Origin of the sequence: Corynebacterium renale, assembly GCF_002563965.1 — a bacterium.
GTDB lineage: Bacteria > Actinomycetota > Actinomycetes > Mycobacteriales > Mycobacteriaceae > Corynebacterium > Corynebacterium renale.
The window spans coordinates 1,965,879-1,990,644 of record NZ_PDJF01000001.1 but is presented as its reverse complement, the minus strand read 5'-3'; the positions used below and the strand labels follow the sequence as shown (position 1 = coordinate 1,990,644).

Here is a 24,766-nt window from a genome sequence, read left to right as displayed (position 1 = left end):
TGTGGATAAGATTGGTGTGGTTGTTTTGCTAGTTTTTGTTTGTCAGGTTTTTCAGGCTTTCTTGCTTGAGGATTTTTTCTGATTGAATTTTTTCTTTTGTGGAGAGTTTGATCCTGGCTCAGGACGAACGCTGGCGGCGTGCTTAACACATGCAAGTCGAACGGAAAGGCCACTGCTTGCAGTGGTACTCGAGTGGCGAACGGGTGAGTAACACGTGGGTGATCTGCCCTGTACTTTGGGATAAGCCTGGGAAACTGGGTCTAATACCGGATAGGACCATCGTTTAGTGTCGGTGGTGGAAAGCTTTTGCGGTACGGGATGAGCTCGCGGCCTATCAGCTTGTTGGTGGGGTAATGGCCTACCAAGGCGTCGACGGGTAGCCGGCCTGAGAGGGTGGACGGCCACATTGGGACTGAGATACGGCCCAGACTCCTACGGGAGGCAGCAGTGGGGAATATTGCACAATGGGCGCAAGCCTGATGCAGCGACGCCGCGTGAGGGATGACGGCCTTCGGGTTGTAAACCTCTTTCGCTAGGGACGAAGCTTTTGTGACGGTACCTAGAGAAGAAGCACCGGCTAACTACGTGCCAGCAGCCGCGGTAATACGTAGGGTGCGAGCGTTGTCCGGATTTACTGGGCGTAAAGAGCTCGTAGGTGGTTTGTCGCGTCGTCTGTGAAATTCCGGGGCTTAACTCCGGGCGTGCAGGCGATACGGGCATAACTTGAGTACTGTAGGGGAGACTGGAATTCCTGGTGTAGCGGTGGAATGCGCAGATATCAGGAGGAACACCGATGGCGAAGGCAGGTCTCTGGGCAGTTACTGACACTGAGGAGCGAAAGCATGGGTAGCGAACAGGATTAGATACCCTGGTAGTCCATGCCGTAAACGGTGGGCGCTAGGTGTGAGACCCTTCCACGGGTTTTGTGCCGTAGCTAACGCATTAAGCGCCCCGCCTGGGGAGTACGGCCGCAAGGCTAAAACTCAAAGGAATTGACGGGGGCCCGCACAAGCGGCGGAGCATGTGGATTAATTCGATGCAACGCGAAGAACCTTACCTGGGTTTGACATACACCAGACCGGGCCAGAGATGGTCTTTCCCTTTGTGGTTGGTGTACAGGTGGTGCATGGTTGTCGTCAGCTCGTGTCGTGAGATGTTGGGTTAAGTCCCGTAACGAGCGCAACCCTTGTCTTATGTTGCCAGCACGTTGTGGTGGGGACTCATGAGAGACTGCCGGGGTTAACTCGGAGGAAGGTGGGGATGACGTCAAATCATCATGCCCCTTATGTCCAGGGCTTCACACATGCTACAATGGTCGGTACAACGCGTGTGCTACTTCGTGAGGAGATGCTAATCGCTGAAAGCCGGCCTTAGTTCGGATTGGGGTCTGCAACTCGACCCCATGAAGTCGGAGTCGCTAGTAATCGCAGATCAGCAACGCTGCGGTGAATACGTTCCCGGGCCTTGTACACACCGCCCGTCACGTCATGAAAGTTGGTAACACCCGAAGCCCATGGCCCAACCAGTTTTCTGGGGGGAGTGGTCGAAGGTGGGATCGGCGATTGGGACGAAGTCGTAACAAGGTAGCCGTACCGGAAGGTGCGGCTGGATCACCTCCTTTCTATGGAGTATTTTTTATTAATTGTTTTACTGGTGGATCACACCCCCTCTTGTGGTGCGTGTAACCATATGGTGACAGGAATAAACGTTGGCATGCTGTTGGGTGTCTCATGCAACCCTTTGTGGTTGTGTGAAACATGTGCATCATAGGCTGGGATGACACACTGTTGGTTGTGTTGTTTTTGGTGTGTGGTGGTGTTGTGTGAGAACTGTATAGTGGACGCGAGCATCTTTATTTTTTGTGGCAAGTTGAATTGTAACTAGATACTAACCACAGTCTTTTGATGGTTGTGGTGGTGTTCTTGTGTGTTTGTTGTAAGGGCACACGGTGGATGCCTTGGTATGCTGAGCCGATGAAGGACGTGCAAGGCTGCGTTAAGCCTCGGGGAGTTGTCAATGGAGCGTTGATCCGAGGATGTCCGAATGGGGAAACCCGGCTACTGTTATTGGTGGTCACCCTTCCATGAATTCATAGTGGTTGTGGGGGTTACGTAGGGAAGTGAAACATCTCAGTACCTACAGGAGAAGAAAATAATATATGATTCCGTGTGTAGTGGCGAGCGATAGCGGATGATGGCTAAACTTTATGCGTGTGATACCTGGCAGGGGTTGCGTGTAGGGGGTTGTGGGAGATAATTGTTGTGGGTTCTGCCAGACCCACCCGCATGTCATATGACGCAAGTGGAACTGGTTTGGGATGGCCGACCGTAGTAGGTGAGAGTCCTGTACATGAATGTGTTGTGTGGTGTGGTGATTGTGTTCCCGAGTAGCAGCGGGTTCGTGGAGTCTGCTGTGAATCTGCCGGGACCACCCGGTAAGCCTGAATACTCAGTGTGACCGATAGCGGATAGTACCGTGAGGGAATGGTGAAAAGTACCCCGGGAGGGGAGTGAAATAGTACCTGAAACCGTGTGCTTACAATCCGTCAGAGCCCCGTATGTGGGTGATGGCGTGCCTTTTGAAGAATGAGCCTGCGAGTCAGCGGCATGTCGCGAGGTTAACCCGTTGTGGGGTAGTCGTAGCGAAAGCGAATCCTAATTAAGGGTGTTGTGTAGTGGCATGTCCTGGACCCGAAGCGGAGTGATCTACCCATGGCCAGTGTGAAGCAATTGTAAGAGGTTGTGGAGGCGCGAACCCACTTAGGTTGAAAACTGAGGGGATGAGTTGTGGGTAGGGGTGAAAGGCTAATCAAACTCCGTGATAGCTGGTTCTCCCCGAAATGCATTTAGGTGCAGCGTCACATGTTAGCTTGCCGGAGGTAGAGCTACTGGTTGGTTGAGCGGGACTATCATCTTAGCAATGTCAGCCAAACTCCGAATGCCGGTGAAGTGTTGTGTGGCAGTGAGACTGCGGGGGATAAGCTCCGTCGAGTCGAGAGGGAAACAGCCCAGATCGTTGGTTAAGGCCCCTAAGGGTGTGCTAAGTGGAAAAGGATGTGGGATCGCGAAGACAGCCAGGAGGTTGGCTTAGAAGCAGCCATCCTTGAAAGAGTGCGTAATAGCTCACTGGTCGAGTGGTTCTGCGCCGACAATGTAGTGGGGCTGAAGCATACCGCCGAAACCGCGGCATAATTTTTTGATTATGGGTAGGGGAGCGTCGTGCATGGGGTGAAGCCATACTGTAAGGAGTGGTGGACTGTGTGCGAGTGAGAATGCAGGCATGAGTAACGATTAACATGTGAGAATCATGTTCGCCGGATGACTAAGGGTTCCTGGGTCAAGTTCGTCTTCCCAGGGTGAGTCGGGGCCTAAGGCGAGGCCGACAGGCGTAGTCGATGGTTAACGGGTTGATATTCCCGTACCCGATAATGTGCGCCCAGTGACGAGGCTGATGATACTAACCTCCCACATGCTGTCAGCGCATACTTTGTGTGTGTTGGTGGTGTGTGGTTGGGACCTGAGTTGGTAGTAGTCAAGTGATGGGGTGACGCAGTGAGGTAGTCACGCCCCCGGTTGGTGTGGGGTGTAAGCGTGTGGCCCGCAGGGTAGGTAAATCCGTCCTGTATTGTGGGTGAGGCGTGATGCGTAGACCATTTTTTGGTTGATGGTGATGATCCTGTACTGTCGAGAAAAGCCTCTAGCGAGTGCATTATCGGCCCGTACCCTAAACCGACACAGGTGGTCAGGTAGAGAATACTAAGGCGTTCGGGTGAACTGTGGTTAAGGAATTCGGCAAAATGCCCCCGTAACTTCGGGAGAAGGGGGACCACTGCTGGTGGAATGGTCTTGCACTGTTTTTGCTGGTGGTGGTCGCAGAGGATAGAGGGAAGCGACTGTTTACTAAAAACACAGGTCCGTGCGAAGACGGTTAAGTTGATGTATACGGACTGACGCCTGCCCGGTGCTGGAAGGTTAAGAGGACCTGTTAGATCACTTTGTGGTCGAAGCGGAGAATTTAAGCCCCAGTAAACGGCGGTGGTAACTATAACCATCCTAAGGTAGCGAAATTCCTTGTCGGGTAAGTTCCGACCTGCACGAATGGCGTAACGACTTCCCTGCTGTCTCAACCACAGGCCCGGTGAAATTGCAGTACGAGTAAAGATGCTCGTTACGCGCGGCAGGACGAAAAGACCCCGGGACCTTCACTATAGCTTGGTATTGGTGTTTGGTTCGGTTTGTGTAGGATAGGTGGGAGACGTTGATGCAGCATCGCTAGGTGTTGTGGAGTCGTTGGTGAAATACCACTCTGATCGGACTGGGCATCTAACCTTGGCCCATGATCTGGGTTGGGGACAGTGCCTGGTGGGTAGTTTAACTGGGGCGGTTGCCTCCTAAATGGTAACGGAGGCGCCCAAAGGTTCCCTCAGCTTGGTTGGTAATCAGGTGTTGAGTGTAAGTGTATAAGGGAGCTTGACTGTGAGAGTGACGGCTCGAGCAGGGACGAAAGTCGGGACTAGTGATCCGGCACCTACTTGTGGATGTGGTGTCGCTCAACGGATAAAAGGTACCCCGGGGATAACAGGCTGATCTTCCCCAAGAGTCCATATCGACGGGATGGTTTGGCACCTCGATGTCGGCTCGTCGCATCCTGGGGCTGGAGTAGGTCCCAAGGGTTGGGCTGTTCGCCCATTAAAGCGGCACGCGAGCTGGGTTTAGAACGTCGTGAGACAGTTCGGTCTCTATCCGCCGCGCGCGTAGAAACTTGTGGAAGGCTGACCCTAGTACGAGAGGACCGGGTTGGACGTACCTCTGGTGTGCCAGTTGTTCCGCCAGGAGCAGGGCTGGTTGGCTACGTACGGGAGGGATAACCGCTGAAAGCATCTAAGCGGGAAGCCTGTTTCGAGATGAGGTTTCTTTTGAGGTTCCCTAGAGATGATGGGGTTGATAGGCCAGGGCTGGAAGGCATGTAAGTGTTGGAGGTGACTGGTACTAATTGGCCGAACGTAACACACAAGTAAGTTTGTAACGAGCCCAAAGATTTGTTGGGTGTTTGCGTCCACTGTGCAGTGTTTGACACAACACGTGGTGTTGTGGGCATGGTCCCTTTCGGGGTTGTGTTTATTGAGTGTGTTGGTGGTTATTGTGGCAGGGGTACGCCCGGTCCCTTTTCGAACCCGGTAGCTAAGCCTGTTAATCGCTGATGGTACTGCATGCGGGAGCGTGTGGGAGAGTAGGTCGCCGCCAACACTAAAAATTACATACAAGAAAAAGGGTGGTCCCCGGGTGACGTGTAAAGCGTGTTACCCGGGGACCATTTGTTTTGCGTCCATTATTCTGTTTTTGTGTTGTGGCCCGGGTTGGTTTGTATTACTTGCCCAGGCCACTTTTGAGTATGTGTATTTGTGAGTCGCAAAAATAAAGCCCCGCAATTTTTTAATATTTCGGTTTGGGTCAAAGACGTACTATCCTGTTGAAGTAGTTTTAACTCCTCCAACGTGCAGAAAGATTTCACATTAATGGCAGATTATCGTAGTGACCGTTCCGAGCATTCTCGTCGAAACGACAGTAAACGTGGATCGTATCGGGGCCGTAACGGCCGAAACAGTCACGACCGCACCGAGGACGGAGAACATCGGCGTAGCCAAGGCCGTAAAGATGACAGGAGCGGTCGTCGATTCGGCAATCGGGATGACCGGCGTGATGATAACCGTCGTGGCAATGGCCCGCGACAAGGTGGCGAACGTCGGCGTGATGATCGAAATCGGGAAGATCGTCGCGGTGGCGATAATCGTCGTGGCCAAGGAAATTCAGGATCGCGTTCCCAACGTGGTGGTAGTGGTCGTGGTTACGAGCGACGTTCAAATCCTCAACGCCCCGGATATCGTGAAGAGCGCATTAACAAGCGGATTAATGAACCCGATATTCCCGATGATATCGACGTACGAGATTTAGACCCATTGGTTCTTCAAGATTTGAAGGTTCTGTCTAAGCAAAACGCTGACGCCGTCGCTAAGCATATGATCATGGCTGCTACATGGATGGACGATGATCCACAGTTAGCACTTCGTCATGCTCGTGCTGCGAAGGATAGGGGTGGCCGCGTCGCGATTACCCGTGAAACTAATGGTATCGCTGCGTATCGTGCAGGTGAGTGGAAAGAAGCGTTGTCTGAGCTACGTGCAGCTCGGCGCATGGGAGGCGGGCCTGGACTTCTCGCGGTCATGGCAGACTGCGAACGTGGACTTGGTCGTCCCTTAAAGGCCATTGAATTAGGGCGTTCGGATGAAGCGGCCGAGCTTGATTCTGACTCCGCGGTTGAGTTGGCAATCGTCGTAGCTGGAGCCCGTCACGACCTAGGACAGCATGATTCCGCGCTGGTTACGTTGGAGCGTAAGAATCCGAGCAAAGAAGCCAGCGATGTTACCGGAGTGCGCCTAGCCTACGCTTACGCAGATGCCTTGGAGCTATTAGGTCGTTTTGACGAAGCCCGTGAATGGTTCGAATCGGTTGCTAAAAACGATGTAGACGGCTATACGGACGCCGAAGACCGCGTGTCTTCTCTCTCGAAGTAGAAAGCATTGAGTTATGCGTTTTATCGACAAATTCGACGCTCTTTTATTTGATCTTGACGGCACCTTGTGGGCTGGTTCCCAGCCGATCCCTGGCGCTGTCGAGGCTCTTGCGGCAACTGACGTGGACCGTATGTTCGTCACAAACAATGCTGCTCGTGCTCCACATGTTGTCGCCGATAAACTCACTGCGATGGGGATGCCAGCAAGTGAAGAGCAAGTGTTGACGAGTTCTCAAGCGGCAATCCATCTGGCTTCGCAGCATCTCGAACCAGGTTCGAAGGTTTTTGTAGCCGGCACGGATTCATTTAAAGATTTGGCTAAGGACGCCGGTTTTATCGTCGTTGATTCTGCTGACGACAATCCTGCGGCCGTATTGCAGGGCCACAACCCGGAAACTGGGTGGGCTGTATTAACCGAAGCCGCTCTTGCTATTCGCTCCGGAGCCCGTTTCTTCGCGTCTAATCTTGATACCTCGTTGCCAATGGAACGTGGTTTTGCCATCGGTAATGGAGCGATGGTTGAAGCCGTAGCAGTGTCAACCGGTGTTCGCCCCAAGGCCGCGGGTAAGCCGGAACCGACGATGTTCCACATGGCCGTCGAGAAGCTCGGCTCAAAATCACCACTGGCTGTGGGGGATCGCCTCGACACCGATTTGTGGGGTGGCAACCGCGCAGGTATGCCGAGCCTCTATGTCTCAACTGGTGTCTCCTCGCCCTGGGACGTACTGAATGCTCCAAAGGAGCAGCGTCCGATGTTCCTAGCTTCGAACCTTCTCCAAATTTTTGACGACTATGAGTCGCTTCAGCCAGGAGCCCAGGGTGGCTTCAATGCTTCCCGGAGTGGCGAACGCATCGTGCTTGGAGGCGGAAACTCCGAATCGACCTCCATTGAAGCGCTACGCACGGTGGCTGAAGTCATGTGGACATCCGACGTGGTCACGCCGTGCGAGGTTGTCGCGGAAGGTGAATTCGCTCAGCAAGCGGTTGCTCAATGGTAGAAGAAGGAATTAAGCCCGGGGATCCTCGGGCCTTCCGAATCTCGATTGACGCTATCGAAGCTGAAGTCAACGAACTACTAGGCCAGGAACCATCTGACCCTGTGGACGAATTAGATTTACTCAACCAAGCTCAAGAGTTGCTCAACGCGGCCCTACAGAAGCGCCGCTAGGAGGAATGTGACGTGGGTGTACAGCGCAGGCGTCTCGACGCTGAATTGGTACGTCGTAAAATAGCTCGTTCACGCGAACAGGCTGTAGCCATGATTAAGGATGGGCGGGTCGAAGTCGGAGGTTTCCCCGCCTTGAAGCCGGCGACTGTCGTAGAACCAGAAGCTTCTATCAAAGTAGCCGCGAGCTCAGAGAAAGAGTGGGCTAGTCGTGGAGCTCATAAACTTCTCGGCGCATTAGATGCCTTCGAACCGCGCGGATTGTCGCTGCGCGGACTCCGCGTTCTTGACGCAGGTGCGTCAACCGGTGGGTTCACTGACGTTTTGCTTGATCGCGAGGTTGCTGAAGTAGTCGCTGTGGATGTAGGTTACGGCCAGCTGGTATGGCGATTGCAAAACGACGATCGGGTCAAGGTTTTTGACAGAACCAACGTCCGTCATCTCACTCCTGACGTCATCGGAGGAACCTGCCAAGCGATGGTGGGTGACCTATCTTTCATCTCATTAGAATTGGTTCTACCCGCAATTGTCTCGTGCATGGAAACTGGAGCGCAGCTGCTGCCGATGGTTAAACCTCAGTTCGAGGTAGGAAAGGAAAAACTAGGGCACGGCGGAGTCGTGCGATCGATTGAACACCGCCAGGATGCCGTTCTCGGGGTAGCCCAGCGTGCGTTAGAACTTGGGCTTAGTTACCGAGGTGTTGCAGCGTCGCCATTACCGGGACCGAGCGGTAACGTGGAGTTCTTCCTGTGGCTGGAGAAAACCGATAACGTAGAAAATGCCACGCTCAAGCTCACTGAGGAACAGCAAGAAGAGATTAGAAACGTCGTAGAAGAGGCATCACGATGACGGAGGCAACCACCCGACCCCGCAGGGAAGTCATACTAGTCCCCAACGTTGGTCGTGAATCCAACTTGCGTGCTGCCTCCCGTGCTGCGCAACTATTACGGGAAGCAGGCATCCAGGTCCGTCAGGTGGTCTTGCGCGACGACCACGGAGCGCTTGCCAACGACGCCGTTCTCAGCCAAATAGAAACGGTATCAGGATACGGCCCCGAAGCCGATACTGCAGAACTGGTCCTAGTGCTCGGGGGAGACGGAACGTTCCTACACGCTGCTGAGATAGCACGTGCAGCGGACCTCCCAGTCCTCGGGATCAATTTAGGACACGTTGGTTTCCTCGCTGAGTGGGAAGCGGAATCTCTCGAGGAAGCAATCCGGTGCGTGATTGCAAAAGATTACCGAATCGAGGAGCGCATGACCGTGGACGTGGCAGTCTATGGCCCGGATTCGGAAAAACTTGGCGACGATTGGGCGCTCAACGAAGTAAGCGTGGAAAAACTTAATTCCCGCGGCGTCCTCGATGCGATTCTGGAAGTTGATGGCCGCCCAGTTTCGGCATTCGGATGTGATGGTGTGCTCGTATCAACACCAACTGGTTCTACCGCGTACGCGTTCTCTGCGGGCGGTCCTGTGCTGTGGCCAGAGTTAGATGCAATCCTGGTCGTTCCTAACAACGCACACGCGCTTTTCGCAAAGCCGCTCGTGGTTAGCCCGTCCTCGGTGGTGGCAGTTGAATCTCGTGCCGAATCTTATCCCGCCAATGCTTTGATGGACGGTTATCGCACGATAGAGATGCCTCCTGGCTCGCGCGTGGAAGTGTCAAAGGGTAAGCAATCTGTGCGTTGGGTGCGTCTCGACGATCGTCCTTTTGCAGATCGTTTGGTTCGAAAGTTTAAACTGCCGGTAAAGGGCTGGCGTGGGCCAGAGCGAATTCACCACGAAGAGCACGAATAGGCGGATTCCGCCGGAACCGTCGATAAGCATTCGCTGGTAGAACACATTTGCGAACCCTGGTGGTGTGGCTTGTCGGGTCGTGCGTTACAATGACGCCATGCTTTCAGAGATCAGTATCCAGAATCTCGGTGTCATCGACCGCGCCACTGCAGAACTCAGTCCCGGTCTGACTGTCCTTACTGGGGAGACAGGTGCTGGCAAGACGATGGTAGTTACCAGCCTTCGATTACTCACTGGTGGTCGCGCCGAAGCCTCCCGTGTGCGAACTGGTGCGGACAAGGCTGTGGTTGAGGGGCGTTTCGTTGTCGAGGGGGTAGATAGAGATATCGCAGCGAAAGCGTCGGAAGTAGTAGTCGAAGCGGGTGGCGATGCCGACGAAAATGGCGATTTTGTAGCTAATCGCATCATTAATAAGACGGGCCGCTCGCGTGCACACTTAGGTGGCCGTAGTGTCCCTGCAGTCACGCTTGAACAGTTCTCTCGTGAGCTCTTAACTATTCACGGCCAAAATGATCAACTCCGCCTACTTGGGGCGGATCAACAGCGTGCTGCTTTAGACCGATTCGATCCTGAAATCGCTCCACTGTTCGAGTCGTACAAAACCGATTACCGTGCCTGGAAAACACTGGTCAAAGATCTAGCAGAACGAACAGCCCGCCGTAGGGAACTAGCGCAGGAAGCAGATCGGCTCCAATTTGCTATCGATGAAATCAACACTATCGATCCGTATTCGGGTGAAGAAATAGAACTCGTCGACGCGATACGCACGCTACAAGATGTTGACGGGCTCCGAGAACAAGCTTTAAGCGCTCTCACCGCTATCGACGGTGGTGAAGCAGACTCAGCCTTCGATGATGAAGGGGCATCGAGCCTGCTCGGAAAAGCACAGTCTGTGCTTGGTTCCGGCGACAATCAACAGTTCCAGAAATGGGCCGAAGCTATAGGGGAGATGACAAGTCAACTGGCCGAGATCGCTGCAGGACTTGGTAGTTTCCTAAGCGAGCTCCCCAGTGATCCCGAGGCCTTGGAAAAGGCTCTCGTGAGGCAACAACAATTGAAGAGTCTCACTAGAAAATATGCGCCGACAATTGAGGAAGTCGTCGAATGGAGGGACAAAGCCGAACGTAAGTTGGCCACTATAGACACGTCACCTGAAGCTTTGCATGAACTTAAAGAGCAGGTAACTAAGGCTGAAAAAGCGATGCGGGAATCGGGCGCTCGCCTTTCTCGGGCGCGGAAGAAGGCAGGGGAGAAGCTTGGTAAAGTGGTCACCGAAGAAATACGGGGCCTTGCCATGCCGAAAGCGCGGATTGAGGTGGCAATCGAGCCTTGTGAGCCTAGCCCTGGCGGTTTAGAAACCATTGAACTTCGCTTAGCCCAAACTACTGCGGTGGAAGCCTTACCTTTATCACAGGCAGCCTCTGGTGGCGAGCTCTCCCGCGTCATGCTCGCACTGGAAGTTATCCTTTCGAGCGGTTCTCAAGGCTGCACCCTGGTGTTTGACGAAGTCGATGCCGGTGTAGGCGGCCGGGCGGCTGTCGAAATCGGCCGGCGGCTTGCGCGGCTGGCCTCGCGCCACCAGGTTATCGCCGTGACACACCTTCCCCAGGTTGCAGCGTATGCGGATACGCACCTTCATGTTGCGAAAGACGTTACCGATGAATCCGTGACGTCCGGTGTCGAGGACTTGGAGGGGGACCGCCGAGTCGAAGAACTCGCACGCATGCTCGCGGGTTTGGATGACACCGCCTCTGGACGCGCACACGCCCAGGAACTTTTGGACCGAGCGCATTCAGAAGTTTCCGCTTTCCGCGCGCCTTCACCACAAAAAGGCAGGGCTGCACAACAATAGCCAGCATGAGTCTATTTTCCCGCAATGACGATCTGCCCGGTATTCACGGTGCGTTGCGTGACCTAACCACCCCCGTCTCCAAGGGTGTGAAAAAGTTCGGCGCTGGTGATATCGCCATCGTTGACGCCCCAGACATTTCACGTCTCTTCGCACAGCAGCTTATCGACGCCCACCCGGCCGCAGTGGTCAACCTTGCGCAATTTAGCTCAGGCATGATTCCGAACTTCGGTCCGCAAATGCTCCTGGACGCCGGGATTTTCCTCGTAGAAGGTGCCGGGGCAGAGCTGCGAAGCCAATTCAAAGACGGCAAGAAGGGCCGTGTCACCGACGACGGCACCATCCATATTGGAGAAAACGCCATCGGGGCGGGCAATGTCGTAGAACGTGACCACGTGGAAAACAACTTCGTTGATGCGCAGCGCAACCTCGTTGACCACATGGAAGCTTACTTCGGCAACACAATCGAATTTGTACGCTCTGAAGCGCCCCTATTTATCGACGGTCTAGGAATCCCAGACGCAGGTGTGGAAATTTCTGGCCGTAAAGTTGTCGTCGTATCTCCAGGTATCGGTCATCGCGACGAATTAGCCCGCCTGAAGAATTTCATTACCGAATACGAACCGATCATCATCGGCGTTAACGAAGGTGGCGACACTCTGGTTGAAGTCGGATACACGCCACATCTTCTGGTCGGTGATCCTGCTGCTATGGCCGCAGAGACGTTGCGCAGCGGTGCGCGGGTTATTCTTCCTGCTGATCCAGACGGGCATGCTGTCGGCCTCGAGCGTATCCAGGATTTAGGCGTCGGAGCGATGACTTTCCCAACAGCTATCAACTCCGCTACGGACCTTGCGCTTCTTCTTGCTGATTACCACGGTGCCGAGCTGATCGTTAACGTTGGTGCGCCGATGGACCTCAACGCTGTGTTCCGTCGTGAGGCAGATGCCACGCCTTCAGCATTGCTAGCGCGCCTCAAGGCTGGTCCGAAGCTTGTCGACGGTAATTCTGTAGCGGCACTGTACGCCACAGCATCGACGGGTGTTGTGGCATGGCTTTGGGCAATCTTGGGAATCTTAGTAGCGCTGGCGGTCATCGTTGTCATCGCTGGAACCTCTGGCGACGGCAGCTTTGTAGAAAACCTCATCAATACCTGGAATAACATCGCATTGTCCTTCCAGGATCTGTTCCGCTAAACCCGAGCAAAGAAGCTTTAAGGAGACTACACATGGCTAAGAAACAAAGTGGCCGGAGTGGCTTGGTTATTGCAGGCCTGGGTTTTGGTGTTGCCGCAGGTATCGCCGCAGGTACTCTCGTAATTGCCCCTAACCTTCCAGGTGGCGTAGGTGGTGGAGCAGGAATGAGCGCCACAGAACTGGAGGCTGCGCAGCAAGAACGCGACATCAATGCAGCACAAGCCGAATCCGCGGATTCAGTGGTAGCGCATTTAGCGGACTCAACTGTCAGGGGAGTGCTTGAGGGCACTCCGGTGATGGTGATGTCCACGGCAGATGCTGACTCTGCTGTTGTCGATGAGGTTGCACGCCTTGCGGTGGTTGCAGGGGCTCGCGATGCTGGTCGCATCAAGCTAGAGAACAAGTTTTTCAGCCAGGACGGTGCCGATTCTCTGAAGAACATCATCGCAAATACCCTCCCTGCTGGCGCCACATTGTCGGAAACCAACCGGGACCCCGGGAATCACGCAGGTGAAGCCTTGGGAGCGGCACTTCTTCTACATCCGCAGAACGGTACTCCTCAGGCCAGTGAAGAAGAGCGCGCTGCGTTGCTGCAGGTCCTGCGTAACGAAGGCTTCATTTCCTACGCCGATGGAACTATTCTTCCAGCGCAGATCGTGATCTTAGTGACCGGTGATTCGGACGGTTCGGACGATGCTCAATTCCCGGCACTTCAACTTAGCCAATTTGCCCGCGCTTTGGACTACAAGGGCAATGGTGCAGTAGTTGCTGGTGAGATCCGTACCGCCAGCGACACCGGCGTTATTGGGTTGCTCCGTAGTCAACCAGAGGCAGCTGAGGCGGTATCAACCGTTGACTCGGTGAACCGTTCTTGGGGGCAGATTGCAACGCTCCTGGCGGCCCGTGAGCAGCTTGACGGCGGTTCAGGAGCGTATGGCGCGGCGGCCTCAGCTGAGGCCGCGCTTCCGCCTGTTCCCGCTAGTCGGCCTTCGACTAATTAGAGACCAACTGATGGCTGACGTAACGATTCGAGATTGGCATGTCTGAGCACACGTATTCGGTCGTCCGTAGTGACCTTCTCGTGGACGCACCTATCATTGCCCTGCGTAGGGATGAGGTGACAATGCCTGGAGGGCATACTGCAGGCCGCGAAATTGTGGAGCATTTCGGTTCGGTGGTGATCGCGGCCGTCGATAAGCAGCAACGTATTGCGCTTGTTCGCCAGTACCGCCATTCGGTGGGGCGTCGTCTGTGGGAGCTGCCTGCCGGGCTTTTGGACTTCGCTGGTGAAGAAGCGTTAGAGGCAGCGAAGCGTGAACTCGCTGAAGAAGCGGGTGTTGAGGCTGCGACGTGGAATGTCCTGGCAGATGTTGTGACAAGTCCTGGCTTCTGCGACGAGGCTTCACGCATTTTTTTGGCACGCGATGTGACTCGTGTCGATAAGCCGGTCGGGGAAGACGAAGAAGCCGACATGGTAGTGGAGTGGGTAGATCTTGCAGAAGCTCGCCGAGCAGTTATGGCCGGACACATTGTGAATTCTTTAGCGGTTTCTGGGATTCTGTCGTGCGCGCACGTGATTCTCGATGGCGGGACGCCAAGGTCAGTAGACTCGCCGTGGTCGGACCGTCCCCAAGCGTTGGCACGACGTCGCCAAACGCAGGGGGTAATCCCAGATATGAAGAAGATATGAGCCACATCGAGGAGATTGGTCAACGCTGGCTTGATCACCTCGCGGTCGAACGTGGTCTAAGCAGCAACACCTTGAGCAATTACCGACGGGACGTGCAACGTTACACGCAGTGGCTACGGTCGGCGGGAATTTCGTCGCTCCAGGCTGTCACAACTAATGACGTCGAGCACTATGTCGCGGACGTGCAGCGACCGCACGGTGACCAACCAGGGCTGTCGCCAACGTCTGCGGGCAGAGCACTTGTTGTTGCACGGGGGCTGCACAAGTTTGCCTTGTTGGAGGGCGAGGTGCCTATCGACGTGGCCGCGGAGGTGTCCCCTCCGAGAACCGGAAAGCATTTGCCCGAGACCCTGACCATTGCTGAGGTTTCGCGCATGCTCGATGCGATTGAGATGGACGCTGATGCCACACCGCTGGATCTGCGAGACCGGGCACTTTTGGAGCTTTTGTACGCCACAGGTGCGCGTGTATCCGAGGTGCTGGCCTTGGACATTGATGCTATTGCAGAAGATGCGGAGCTTATTCGCGTTGTTGGTAAGGGAAATAAGGAACGTGTAGTACCTGTAGGGTCCGCAGCGAGGCGCGCTCTCGACGCATATCTCGTCCGGGCGCGTCCCGTACTGTCGCGAGGGAAAAATCACGCAGTATTTCTCAACCAACGCGGTGGGCGCCTATCCCGGCAGTCAGCATGGCAGATCATTAAAGACCGCGCTGCGCGGGCCGGGTTGGAGCACGATATTTCTCCGCACACGTTGCGCCACAGCTTTGCTACGCATCTCCTCGAAGGCGGGGCTGACGTCCGGAGTGTGCAGGAGCTGCTCGGCCACTCTTCGGTTACTACGACCCAAATCTATACCCACATTACGGCTGACAACCTCCGAGAAATGTGGCGGCAGGCTCATCCTCGGCCTTAAACACTTCGCGTTCGACGCTACCGTCAAGTTGCGGGACTTTACTTTTGTAGGTCTCGTGGGGCGGTGTGCAGAGGCCGGCGGTTTCGTGTGATAATGAACAAAGCTTGCTAAGGGACGGAGTGCGTGGCGAGAGTCAAGGAAGAGGTCATGACCATGAGTGGAAAAAGCAACGATGGCGGTTTGTTTGACTCCTCTGAGGTAGAAGTAGGTTTGACTGGCCGCCCGGTACGCACCATCCCTGAACCTGCGCCGCTGGCCAAACATGGTCCCGCCACGATTTTGGCGATGTGTAACCAGAAGGGTGGCGTCGGCAAGACCACCTCAACGATCAACCTTGGTGCGTGCTTGGCGGAGTATGGCCGAAAAGTTTTGCTGGTCGACCTCGACCCACAGGGCGCCCTGTCCGCGGGGTTGGGCATCCCGCATAATGAGTTAGACGTGACTGTCTACGATCTCCTGGTAGATAATGAGGCGTCGATTCATTCAGCATTGACTCATACGATGGTCCCGAACCTTGATGTCGTGCCGGCAAACATTGATTTGTCGGCCGCGGAGATTCAGTTGGTTAATGAGGTCGGCCGCGAGCAAACACTGGCCAGGGCATTGCGCCCGGTTATCCGCGATTATGACTTCATCATCTTGGACTGCCAGCCTTCACTTGGGCTGCTCACCGTTAATGCGCTCGCGTGTGCTCATGGCGTCATCATCCCGATGGAGTGCGAATACTTCTCACTGCGTGGTCTCGCGTTACTGACGGATACCGTCGAGAAGGTCCGGGACCGCCTGAACTTTGACCTTGACGTTTTGGGTATTTTGGTGACCATGTTTGACCGTCGCACAAGTCATGCGCGCGAGGTCATGTCGAGGGTCGTCGAGGTTTTCGGGGACAAGGTCTTTGACTCAGTTATCACCCGCACCGTCCGGTTCCCTGAGACTTCTGTTGCCGGCGAGCCGATTACATCCTGGGCACCACGTACCGAAGCCGCCGAGCAATACCGCAGCCTTGCGCGCGAGGTTATCGAACGCAGTGCGGACCTGCGAGCTTAACTCAGATGATGCAGGCAGGTTCTGCTGCTTCTGACCAGCCCGGCGAACAATTAGAAATCCCGGGGTTCCGGGTCGCTCTGGCCAATTTTCAAGGTCCGTTCGACCTGCTTTTGCAGTTGATTGGTCAACGCAAGCTCGATATCACTGACGTAGCTTTGGCTGAAGTGACGGATGAATTCATCGAATACGTGCGAATGCTTGGCGACGCTGCCGAACTCGAAGAAATCACGGAGTTCCTCGTCGTGGCCGCCACTTTGCTTGACCTGAAGGCTGCCCGTTTGGTGCCGCGAGGCGATGTAGATGACGCTGAAGACTTGGAATTGCTATCGACTCGGGATCTGTTATTTGCCCGCTTGCTGCAGTACAAGGCGTACAAGCAGGTAGCTGACATGTTCGCCCAGTGGCAACGTGACGCCCAGCTGTCCTATCCACGGGCGGTTTCTTTGGAGCACCCCTTTGCGGAGTTGCTCCCTCCCGTAGCTATATCTCAAACTCCTCAGGATTTCGCGGAGCTTGCCGCCGCTGTTTTCCGACCACGCCCACCCGACGAGGTAGCCACAGGCCACATCCATGAGGTTGCGGTATCCGTGCCAGAGCAAGCTGGCAAAATCTTGGATACCTTAAAGCTCGCGGGGGAAGGTACCTGGCTTAGTTTCATGGAGCTAACCCGCAGTTGTGAAGTTTCCATGCAGGTTGTAGGCCGTTTTCTTGCGCTCTTAGAGTTGTATAAAGCGCTAGCCGTCGATACGCGTCAAGAAGAACCACTTGGTGAACTTTCCGTGGTGTGGACAGGCTTGGATGTTGATCCAGCAGTGGTAGCTGCCTCGAATTGGGATTAGCGTTTGGCTAATTTCCTATACTGGCACGCATGGCAGCTCTCATTGATACAACGCAACTAAACTCGGTCCGTCGCAAAGCAGTTGTGCTGTGCGCCAGCATGGGGACGAACGTACCCACAGAGGGGATTCCCGGTAGTTGGCTCGCGGACCTCGAGGCCGATTTTTCTGATCCGAATGCGCCGTACAAGTACACCATTCCAGAAAACATTCAAGAAGTCTTCGCTTCCTACGGTATTAGTGAAAACACTCCGGTAGTGATTTACGACGTCCATCCGCGTGTAGGCGTCCCGTCAGCGCGCATATGGTGGCTGGCCAAGATTGCTGGCATCAAGAATGTCGCAGTACTCAACGGCGGTATCGGCGCGTGGACAGCGGAAGGCCGGAGCCTCGGACCAATTTCCACGTTGGACGGCGAACGCCCAGAGACGGGCTCCTTCGAAGCCGGGCCCGAGTGGGAGCGCCTTGCCGATGCTGACGATGTGGTTGAGGCTGCCACGATGCCAAACACGCGGATCGTAGACGTACGGGGGGTTACACAGTACACGGGCGAGGAGACCGCAGGGCCTGTGCGTGGCGGCCATATTCCTACTGCTGTGAATCTGCCTGCCGGTGCATTCTTTGATGGTGCAAAGATGAAAGATCCTGATGGGCTCCGTGACGCACTTGAAACGGTGGTAGGCCCCTCTGACGCTCTAGTGTTTACCTGCCATGCGGCTATCGCTGCGTGCGTGGGCGCGTTAGCTGCCAACGTGGCGGGGTTTGGCGACGTTCGTGTGTATGAGGGCTCGTGGATGGAGTGGGGCGACCTTGACCGTAGTCCTGACGATTTCCCTGTAGTTACAGGTACTGAACCCGGTGAGTGGCCAGCCGCCTAGAGCACTTCTGCGAGAGTTAGAGGGTATTCCTTGAGTTTTGTCACACCACTGCGTTCGCAGATTGAATCTATTTTGTTGGTCGTTGATTCTCCCGTAACACCCGATGCCATTGCGCGTGCGGTAGAGACGTCGGCGGCGGACGTTCTGGAGGTTCTGCAGGAAATCGCGGAGGAGTATGAATCCCGTGGTCAGGGGATTGAACTCCGCGAATCCGAACAGGGCTGGCGTCTGTACACCAGACATGAAAATGCAGAGGTTGTCGAGCGTTTCGTGCTGGGTGGGGCGAGCACTCGGTTGTCACGGGCGGCCTTGGAGACATTGGCGGTGATTGCGTACCGGCAGCCGGTTACTCGTGCCCAGGTGGCGGCGGTACGTGGCGTCAATGTTGATGGTGTGATGCGTACGCTGCAGCTACGCGGCATGATTGTCGAAGTAGATCCTGAGGATACGGGTGACGACGAGCACTCCCGTGCGCACCGCTATGCCACGACTGATTTATTTCTCGAAGCGCTAGGGATTGATTCCTTGGACCGTTTGCCGGATCTGGCACCACTTTTGCCTGACGTGGATTCTATCGAAGAACAATGGTGAGAATCCGTAGTTAGCCTGCTAGAGTGGGCGCGGTACGTATTCAAAGCGTGGCCGGTATGAGGCTGCGCAACATAATGTAAGGACACTTTTGTGACCAATCCCGCTAACCGTGACGGTATACCGGACCAGGAGAATACTGATCTTCCTGACCTCACACCGTCCTATGCCAATCCTTCTACGCGTCAGCATGTGTCGCAAGAAGAGCTAGACGCTATCAAGAATGCTCCCCGTGAGGGCGAGGGAACCCGGCTTCAGAAAGTTCTCGCGCAGGCTGGTGTTGCTTCTCGACGTCACGCTGAAGTCCTCATTGACGCTGGTCGTGTTGAGGTCAACGGCAAAAAAGTAACCCGCCAGGGCATGAAGGTGCATCCTGAGGTAGACATCATTCGCGTCGATGGTGTGCGCATCAATACTGATAAGGATGCGGAGTACTTCATTTTGAATAAGCCTCGTGGCGTGCTCTCCACGATGTCCGATGACATGGGTCGCCCCTGCGTGGGTGACTTAATCAGCGAAAAGACAGTGGCTGGAAAGCGCCTGTTCCATGTGGGCCGCCTTGACGCTGACACTGAGGGGCTACTCCTGCTCACAAACGATGGTGAGTTAGCCAACCGTCTCACTCACCCACGCTATGAGGTGACCAAGACTTACCTAGCAACTGTTCTCGGTGAAGCTGACCGCGCGCTCGTGCGTCTGCTGACCAAGGACGGCGTTGAACTCGACGATGGGCCGGCGAAGGCTGACTACGTGCAAGTCATCGACACCCACGAGGGCCAGTCGCTGGTGCGCGTGGAATTGCATGAAGGCCGCAAGCACATTGTTCGGCGTATGTTGAAAGCTGCCGGATTCCCAGTCCAGCGCCTTGTTCGCACCAAGATTCATACGGTGCAGCTGGGCGAGCAAAAGCCTGGTTCGCTGCGTGCACTCAACGATTCTGAGCTGCGTAGCCTGTACAAGGCGGTGGGCATGTAATGGAGTCTTTCCACAATGTGAGTAACACCCCCGATGGGGGACTCATTGTCGCAGTTGATGGACCTTCAGGAACAGGCAAATCCACGACGTGCCGTCTCCTCGCAGAGCGTTTCGGCGCCCGGTACGTAGACACGGGAGCTATGTACCGCGTGGCTACTTTGCACGTGCTCAACCAGGGCATTAATCCAGATGACACTGCTGCGGTTAGTGCAGCGACCGCGGATATTCCTTTTGAGGTCTCAGCGGATCCGCACTCGCATGAGGTGCTTTTAGACGGTGAAGATGTTTCTGCTGACATCCGCGGTCCAGAAGTTACCGCGGCTGTGTCGGCGGTTTCTGCAGTTCCAGAGGTGCGCGCAAATTTAGTCGCTCTGCAGCGTAAGCTTGCCGACGAATCCGGTCGCGCTATCGTCGAGGGCCGTGATATTGGTACCACGGTTCTTCCTAACGCCCCGGTTAAAGTGTTCCTTACCGCAGCTGCTGAAGTACGCGCGCAGCGCCGTTACGATCAGGACCTTGCAGCTGGCCGAGAGGTAGATTTTGATACGGTTCTCGCCGACGTAAATCGACGCGATGCTGCGGATTCCTCCCGTAAGGAATCTCCGCTTCGCCCGGCAGACGACGCGCATATCGTCGATACCTCTGACATGCCTTTAGAGAGTGTCGTAAACACTCTTATAGATCTGGTGCGTGAAAGCGCCCAATCCTCTCCCAAGGAGAACACCCATGAGTGATAACGTGACCCCAGAACACGAGACTGAATTGGATACCGAGTTCGAGTATGTAGAGCCAGCGGACGGGGAGTACCCGGAGGATTTTGATGAATCCGAGTTCGGGGAAGCGGTATACGCCGACCCGTACGATACGGAGGCTGAGGAGCTCACCGACGACGAGTGGGCCGAAATTGAACGCGCCTACGGCGCTTACCCGGTGGAAGAAGAAGCGCTGCATACGGTGGCTGTTGTAGGCCGTCCGAACGTGGGCAAGTCTTCTCTAGTTAACCGTTTCATTGGGCGTCGTGAAGCAGTCGTGGAAGACCACCCGGGCGTGACCCGCGATCGTGTGTCGTACCTCAGTGATTGGGGTGGGCGCCGCTTCTGGGTTCAGGACACGGGCGGTTGGGACCCTAATACGAAGGGAATTCATTCAGCCATTGCGCGTCAGGCGGAGACGGCTATGGCTTCGGCGGACGTCATCGTGTTCGTTGTTGATTCCAAGACCGGCATTACGGAGACGGATTCGGTGATGGCGCGTAATCTGCAGCGCTCGGAAGTCCCGGTCATCGTGTGTGCAAACAAGGTCGATTCGGATATGGCGCTTGCCGACGTCGCGGAGTTTTATGCCCTCGGGCTCGGTGACCCATGGCCGATTTCCGCACAGCACGGTCGCGGCAATGCAGACGTACTCGATGAAATTATTTCGCACTTTGACAAGCCACCACGTAACACGAGTGTGACCTCGGGGCCCCGGCGCGTTGCTGTCGTTGGACGTCCAAACGTGGGCAAGTCGTCTCTGTTGAACAAACTGACCGGTGAAAACCGCGCAGTTGTGGACAACGTTGCTGGTACTACCGTGGATCCGGTGGACTCGTTAGTCCAATTAGATAAGCATCTGTGGAAGTTCATCGATACCGCGGGCTTGCGCAAGAAGGTGCACACGGCTTCTGGCCATGAGTATTATGCGTCACTGCGCACACGCGGCACGATCGAGGCGGCGGAATTGTGCATCATGGTTATTGATGCCTCCGAGCCGATTTCGGAGCAGGACCAGCGGGTGCTCGGCATGATCTTGGACGCAGGTAAGGCCTTGGTCATCGCGTTCAACAAGTGGGACCTCATGGACGAAGACCGTCGCTACTTCTTCGACCGGGAATTTGATGAGCAGCTTACCCACTTGCCGTGGGTGTCCAAGATCAATATTTCGGCGAAGACTGGCCGTGCTTTGCAGCGACTAGAGCCGGCAATGGTGGAAGCTCTGGATAGTTGGGACCAGCGCGTTCCGACGGGCAAGCTGAATACCTGGTTGCGTGCGGCCATTGCAAAGAATCCGCCACCAATGAAAAATAACCGTCTGCCGCGCGTACTGTTTGCGACCCAGGCGTCGACCCGGCCGCCAACAGTCGTCTTGTTCACAACTGGTTTCTTGGACGCTGGCTACCGCCGATACTTGGAGCGTCAGTTCCGTGAAGAGTTTGGCTTCCACGGTTCTCCGGTGCGGTTTGCCATCCGCGTCCGGGAGCGTCGCCGTAAGTAGCCGAAAGGCGCACCGCAATCGCTTGCCTCTTAGGCAGATTTTTGGGCGATTGCTAGGAGAGCTGCCAGTCCGCCACGCGGCTTGGTTCCGGCCCGCCACACTGCTCGCAGTGGGCGGGTCATTTCTTTACCTGCGACTGCGATTGCTCGCAGGGGCGTTCCCTCGAGAGCGATGCGGGGAAGGATCGCTGGTTCACGGAGAAGAAGTGCTGCTTGTACGATTGCGGCTTGCGAATTCAGTTCTGCGACTGGGGGCGCAAAGGCCCCTAATACTGTTTCGGCGGTAGAGCGGGTTCCGGAGCCGGGTTCGCGCACGATGAGGGGAGTCTTGCGGACCGTCGTGGCAGGTATTTCCTGGTACGCGGCCCACGGGTGGTCTGGGGCTACGGCGACGGTGAGGTCGTCGTGAAGCAGAGTGGTTGTTGCCAGTTGATGATGGACTTCACGCTCGATGGTGGGGGATTCGATAAACCCTAAAGACGTTGTACCGGCTATGACCGCGCGGGTGATGTCATGGGAATTACCGGCCGCAACGGTAAATCGTATTCCCGGTTCGCTGCGGTGCAGGTCTGCGAGCCATCGTGGGAGGTAATGCTCCATGATGGTTTGCGATGCGGCAAGATGAATGACTTCGTGGCCCGGGTTTATAACGCGGGCAATGTCGGATGTGAATTCATCGTAGTGGGTGAGGTGTTCTTGGATGAGCGCGAGTATTGCATCCCCGCGGCGTGTGGGCACCGTTCCGTTTGGGGTGCGGTGAAAAAGCGTTACGCCGAGGGTATGTTCTGCGGTGCGGACGCGTTCTGAGACGGCTTGCTGGCTGATTCCATGCGCTTTTGCAGCAAGTCCGATGGATTCGGCTTGGCCGACTGCAACGAGCGTGCGCATCGTCGAAAGGCTGAGCTCCGGCGTGGGGGATGTTTGGTGAGGTCGGTGCGCAGACATGGTTAGGAGCTCCTTGTGAGGACGAAAGCGTCTGTCCGGTAGGGCAGTGCGATAATTGCGTCGCGGTTCAGTGCGCTGTGCTCAAAGAAATACCACTCCAAGTTGCCACGCACGCGCTCGCGGATCTTTTCGTTTGCGCGTAACCAGTAAGACCTCGTTGCGGTGAGTGCCATGATGTCGTCGAAAGCCATAGGTTGGGTCCATGTGCTGCGGAGCTCATCGGTGATTGTCCACGGCTCGGACACAGTGGGGTAGAACCCGGCCTTGAGTATGTCTCCTGCGTGCATGATGCGGGTTAGTCTGTGGAACCAGGGATCGCTGACGTCGATGGAATTCCACACCAAGATTACCCGGCCTCCAGGCTTTACTATGCGGTCTAATTCACTGCTTGCCTGTGCTGCATCGACCCAATGCCATGTTTGCGCGCACGTCACGGCATCGAAAAAACCAGCCTGGGAAGCTGTCGCTTCCGCCGTTGCCTGCCACGTGGGTACGCCTGTGACCTGTGCGCATAGGTGCGTCATGTCACGGCTGGGATCGCACGCATAGACCGTGTGTCCTTCGGCTACCATTTGGGCGGTGAGTTTTCCCGTGCCGGCGCCGACGTCGAGTACTCGGGAGCGCGTGGGTATAAGACTCAGGACTTCGGCCGGATAACTGGGGCGGATATCGTGATAGTGCTGTGCAGCCTCGTTGCCGTGCGCATAGGCGCTTGCATGTTGTGCGCGGCTGTGGGCTGAACTAAACCGCGGGGCGTTAGCTTGCGATCGTGGCGCGGTGGACGGGTAGTGGGAGCTATTCATCACCGATGTACCTTACTCGCCTACACTAGGCGCATGATTGCCTCCGGGGTGCGTGCAGTGTGTGCGGTATGTGTGCTCGCTGTTATTGGCATGCTCACAGGTTGTGCCGCAGGAGAAGACGCGCCCCCAGAGAAGACATCGGCTGTGGAAGTTCCCGCACGGCCCGCCGAAGAGGTCGCGCGTTTTGCAGGTGACGCGCAGCCCCTTGGCCAGGTGGCGCCCGGGGTTTCTGTGTCGGAGACCGTCGAAGTAGACGGACAGTCTCGCACGATGCTTATCGACGTCCCCTCCGGCCCCATTCCTGAAGGCGGTTACCCTGTCCTGTTCTTTTTCCACGGCAAAGGGGACAATGCCGAGAACTTTCGCAAGGTAGTGGCCATGCATAAAACCAATGCGGTAGTTGTCTACCCGCAAGGCTTGGAATCCGCCTGGCAAGGCGGGCCGTATGCGGTGACTAATGATTCGCGTGCTGATGAAACCATGGTTGCGCTTACCCTTGCGCGCTTAGGAGCGACGCTCCCAATCCGGTGGGGCAAGGTTTATGCAGCGGGTATGAGCAATGGAGGCGGTTTCGCCAGTCTCCTAGGCTGCCGCATGCCGGATGTTTTCGCCGGTACAGCATCAGTGTCGGCGGCCTACTATCACAAGTATTTTGCTGAGTGCTCCGACAAACCGATGGCCACCCTCGATATCCACGGCACCCAGGACCCCGTAATCCAGTATCACGGTGGAATTCGGCACGGGGAGCAGTACGATTCCGTCGACCGAGTCCTCGAGCGCGCCACACAAAGGAACGCGTGTACGGGGCCAATTCACGTGGACCGAGTCACCCAGGACGTGGTGAGAAAAATGTGGACGCAGTGCGTGGCGCCGATTAAGCATATCAGTATTGGGGGAGGCCAGCACGTGTGGCCAGGCGCAGAAAATGACCCGCGCACTTCTGTCCCCGATGGATACGCTACCCGGGAAATTAAGCACTTCTTCAGGATTGAAGGCTAGAGCTTTCACCAGTCGGGTCGCTAGGCGATGGTGTAGGCCGTCCTCTTTGGGCAATTCTGCCTTTCGTCCTCTATGGAACGAGCGGTGTAGTGCGGCTAATTTCTGTATTGCAAAAGTCTAGGCAATCGCTCGTTATTCTGCTACGGTAAGCAATACATGTGCACGTTGGTTGCACGAGGGGCGTTGGGGGGAACCGAATTAGGGGGATTCCACGTCGAATAACTATGGGGAAAGTCCCCGTTCTTTGATTGCGTGGGAGGGAA

General features: G+C 55.6%; 20 protein-coding genes and 3 rRNA genes. 21 read left to right on the top strand and 2 right to left on the bottom strand.

What is annotated here, in order from left to right; translation table 11 throughout:
* Positions 1–95: 95 nt before the first annotated feature.
* The 20 genes from ATK06_RS09320 (at position 96) to der (ending at position 21,757) form a co-directional block, all read left to right on the top strand.
* Positions 96–1,621 (top strand): 16S ribosomal RNA (locus ATK06_RS09320).
* Positions 1,622–1,924: 303 nt separating this feature from the next.
* A 23S ribosomal RNA gene (locus ATK06_RS09315) occupies positions 1,925–5,013 on the top strand.
* Between the two features lie 115 nt (positions 5,014–5,128).
* Positions 5,129–5,246, top strand: a 5S ribosomal RNA gene (gene rrf, locus ATK06_RS09310).
* Together the 16S, 23S and 5S rRNA genes form the textbook arrangement of a ribosomal RNA operon.
* Before the next feature lie 269 nt (positions 5,247–5,515).
* Complete coding sequence (locus tag ATK06_RS09305) at positions 5,516–6,571, top strand: tetratricopeptide repeat protein (protein WP_083986211.1); 1,056 nt, start codon at positions 5,516–5,518, stop codon at positions 6,569–6,571.
* A gap of 13 nt (positions 6,572–6,584) precedes the next feature.
* Positions 6,585–7,568 (top strand): HAD-IIA family hydrolase, encoded by a 984-nt coding sequence (locus ATK06_RS09300; protein WP_048381789.1) that lies wholly within the window; start codon positions 6,585–6,587, stop codon positions 7,566–7,568.
* The gene (locus tag ATK06_RS11265) at positions 7,562–7,738 is read left to right on the top strand and encodes a hypothetical protein (protein ID WP_161796018.1); all 177 of its coding nucleotides are present in this window, start codon (positions 7,562–7,564) and stop codon (positions 7,736–7,738) included. Before ATK06_RS09300 ends, ATK06_RS11265 begins: the two co-directional genes overlap by 7 nt.
* A 12-nt stretch (positions 7,739–7,750) precedes the next feature.
* On the top strand, positions 7,751–8,584 hold the full coding sequence (locus ATK06_RS09295; RefSeq protein WP_048381788.1) for a TlyA family RNA methyltransferase: 834 nt from the start codon (positions 7,751–7,753) through the stop codon (positions 8,582–8,584).
* On the top strand, positions 8,581–9,531 hold the full coding sequence (locus ATK06_RS09290) for an NAD kinase (protein WP_048381787.1): 951 nt from the start codon (positions 8,581–8,583) through the stop codon (positions 9,529–9,531). The genes ATK06_RS09295 and ATK06_RS09290 overlap by 4 nt, the downstream gene beginning before the upstream one ends.
* Positions 9,532–9,628: 97 nt before the next feature.
* Positions 9,629–11,383, top strand: coding sequence for a DNA repair protein RecN (recN, locus tag ATK06_RS09285; RefSeq protein WP_098389436.1), 1,755 nt, complete (start codon positions 9,629–9,631; stop codon positions 11,381–11,383).
* Positions 11,380–12,576, top strand: a complete 1,197-nt coding sequence (gene steA, locus ATK06_RS09280) for a putative cytokinetic ring protein SteA (protein ID WP_197712637.1) — start codon at positions 11,380–11,382, stop codon at positions 12,574–12,576. The genes recN and steA overlap by 4 nt, the downstream gene beginning before the upstream one ends.
* A gap of 32 nt (positions 12,577–12,608) precedes the next feature.
* A complete protein-coding gene (locus ATK06_RS09275; RefSeq protein ID WP_048381783.1) occupies positions 12,609–13,577 on the top strand; it encodes a copper transporter in 969 nt (322 codons plus the stop codon).
* Positions 13,578–13,615: 38 nt separating this feature from the next.
* A complete protein-coding gene (locus tag ATK06_RS09270) occupies positions 13,616–14,266 on the top strand; it encodes an NUDIX domain-containing protein (protein WP_098389235.1) in 651 nt (216 codons plus the stop codon).
* A complete protein-coding gene (xerD, locus tag ATK06_RS09265) occupies positions 14,263–15,180 on the top strand; it encodes a site-specific tyrosine recombinase XerD (protein ID WP_048381778.1) in 918 nt (305 codons plus the stop codon). Before ATK06_RS09270 ends, xerD begins: the two co-directional genes overlap by 4 nt.
* 153 nt (positions 15,181–15,333) lie before the next feature.
* Positions 15,334–16,227, top strand: a complete 894-nt coding sequence (locus ATK06_RS09260; RefSeq protein ID WP_098389435.1) for a ParA family protein — start codon at positions 15,334–15,336, stop codon at positions 16,225–16,227.
* An 8-nt stretch (positions 16,228–16,235) separates the two neighbouring features.
* Positions 16,236–17,066, top strand: coding sequence for a segregation and condensation protein A (locus ATK06_RS09255; RefSeq protein ID WP_048382007.1), 831 nt, complete (start codon positions 16,236–16,238; stop codon positions 17,064–17,066).
* Positions 17,067–17,095: 29 nt separating this feature from the next.
* A complete protein-coding gene (locus tag ATK06_RS09250; RefSeq protein WP_098389234.1) occupies positions 17,096–17,941 on the top strand; it encodes a sulfurtransferase in 846 nt (281 codons plus the stop codon).
* Between the two features lie 30 nt (positions 17,942–17,971).
* On the top strand, positions 17,972–18,532 hold the full coding sequence (gene scpB / locus ATK06_RS09245; RefSeq protein WP_098389233.1) for an SMC-Scp complex subunit ScpB: 561 nt from the start codon (positions 17,972–17,974) through the stop codon (positions 18,530–18,532).
* A gap of 117 nt (positions 18,533–18,649) precedes the next feature.
* Positions 18,650–19,504, top strand: a complete 855-nt coding sequence (locus tag ATK06_RS09240) for a pseudouridine synthase (protein ID WP_408608309.1) — start codon at positions 18,650–18,652, stop codon at positions 19,502–19,504.
* Entirely contained in the window at positions 19,504–20,238 is a 735-nt protein-coding gene (gene cmk / locus ATK06_RS09235) for a (d)CMP kinase (protein WP_048381772.1), read from the top strand. The genes ATK06_RS09240 and cmk overlap by 1 nt, the downstream gene beginning before the upstream one ends.
* Positions 20,231–21,757 (top strand): ribosome biogenesis GTPase Der, encoded by a 1,527-nt coding sequence (der, locus tag ATK06_RS09230; protein ID WP_098389232.1) that lies wholly within the window; start codon positions 20,231–20,233, stop codon positions 21,755–21,757. Before cmk ends, der begins: the two co-directional genes overlap by 8 nt.
* A 29-nt stretch (positions 21,758–21,786) precedes the next feature.
* Here der and ATK06_RS09225 read toward each other — a convergent pair whose 3' ends face one another.
* Positions 21,787–22,701 carry a LysR family transcriptional regulator gene (locus ATK06_RS09225; protein WP_048381770.1) on the bottom strand — a complete coding sequence of 305 codons (915 nt, stop codon included), beginning with the start codon at positions 22,699–22,701 and terminating at the stop codon, positions 21,787–21,789.
* Positions 22,702–22,703: 2 nt separating this feature from the next.
* Positions 22,704–23,504 (bottom strand): class I SAM-dependent methyltransferase, encoded by an 801-nt coding sequence (locus ATK06_RS09220; protein WP_048381768.1) that lies wholly within the window; start codon positions 23,502–23,504, stop codon positions 22,704–22,706.
* A gap of 33 nt (positions 23,505–23,537) precedes the next feature.
* Between ATK06_RS09220 and ATK06_RS09215 the strand changes: the two genes are divergently transcribed.
* The gene (locus ATK06_RS09215) at positions 23,538–24,503 is read left to right on the top strand and encodes a CE1 family esterase (RefSeq protein ID WP_083986209.1); all 966 of its coding nucleotides are present in this window, start codon (positions 23,538–23,540) and stop codon (positions 24,501–24,503) included.
* Positions 24,504–24,766: the final 263 nt, after the last annotated feature.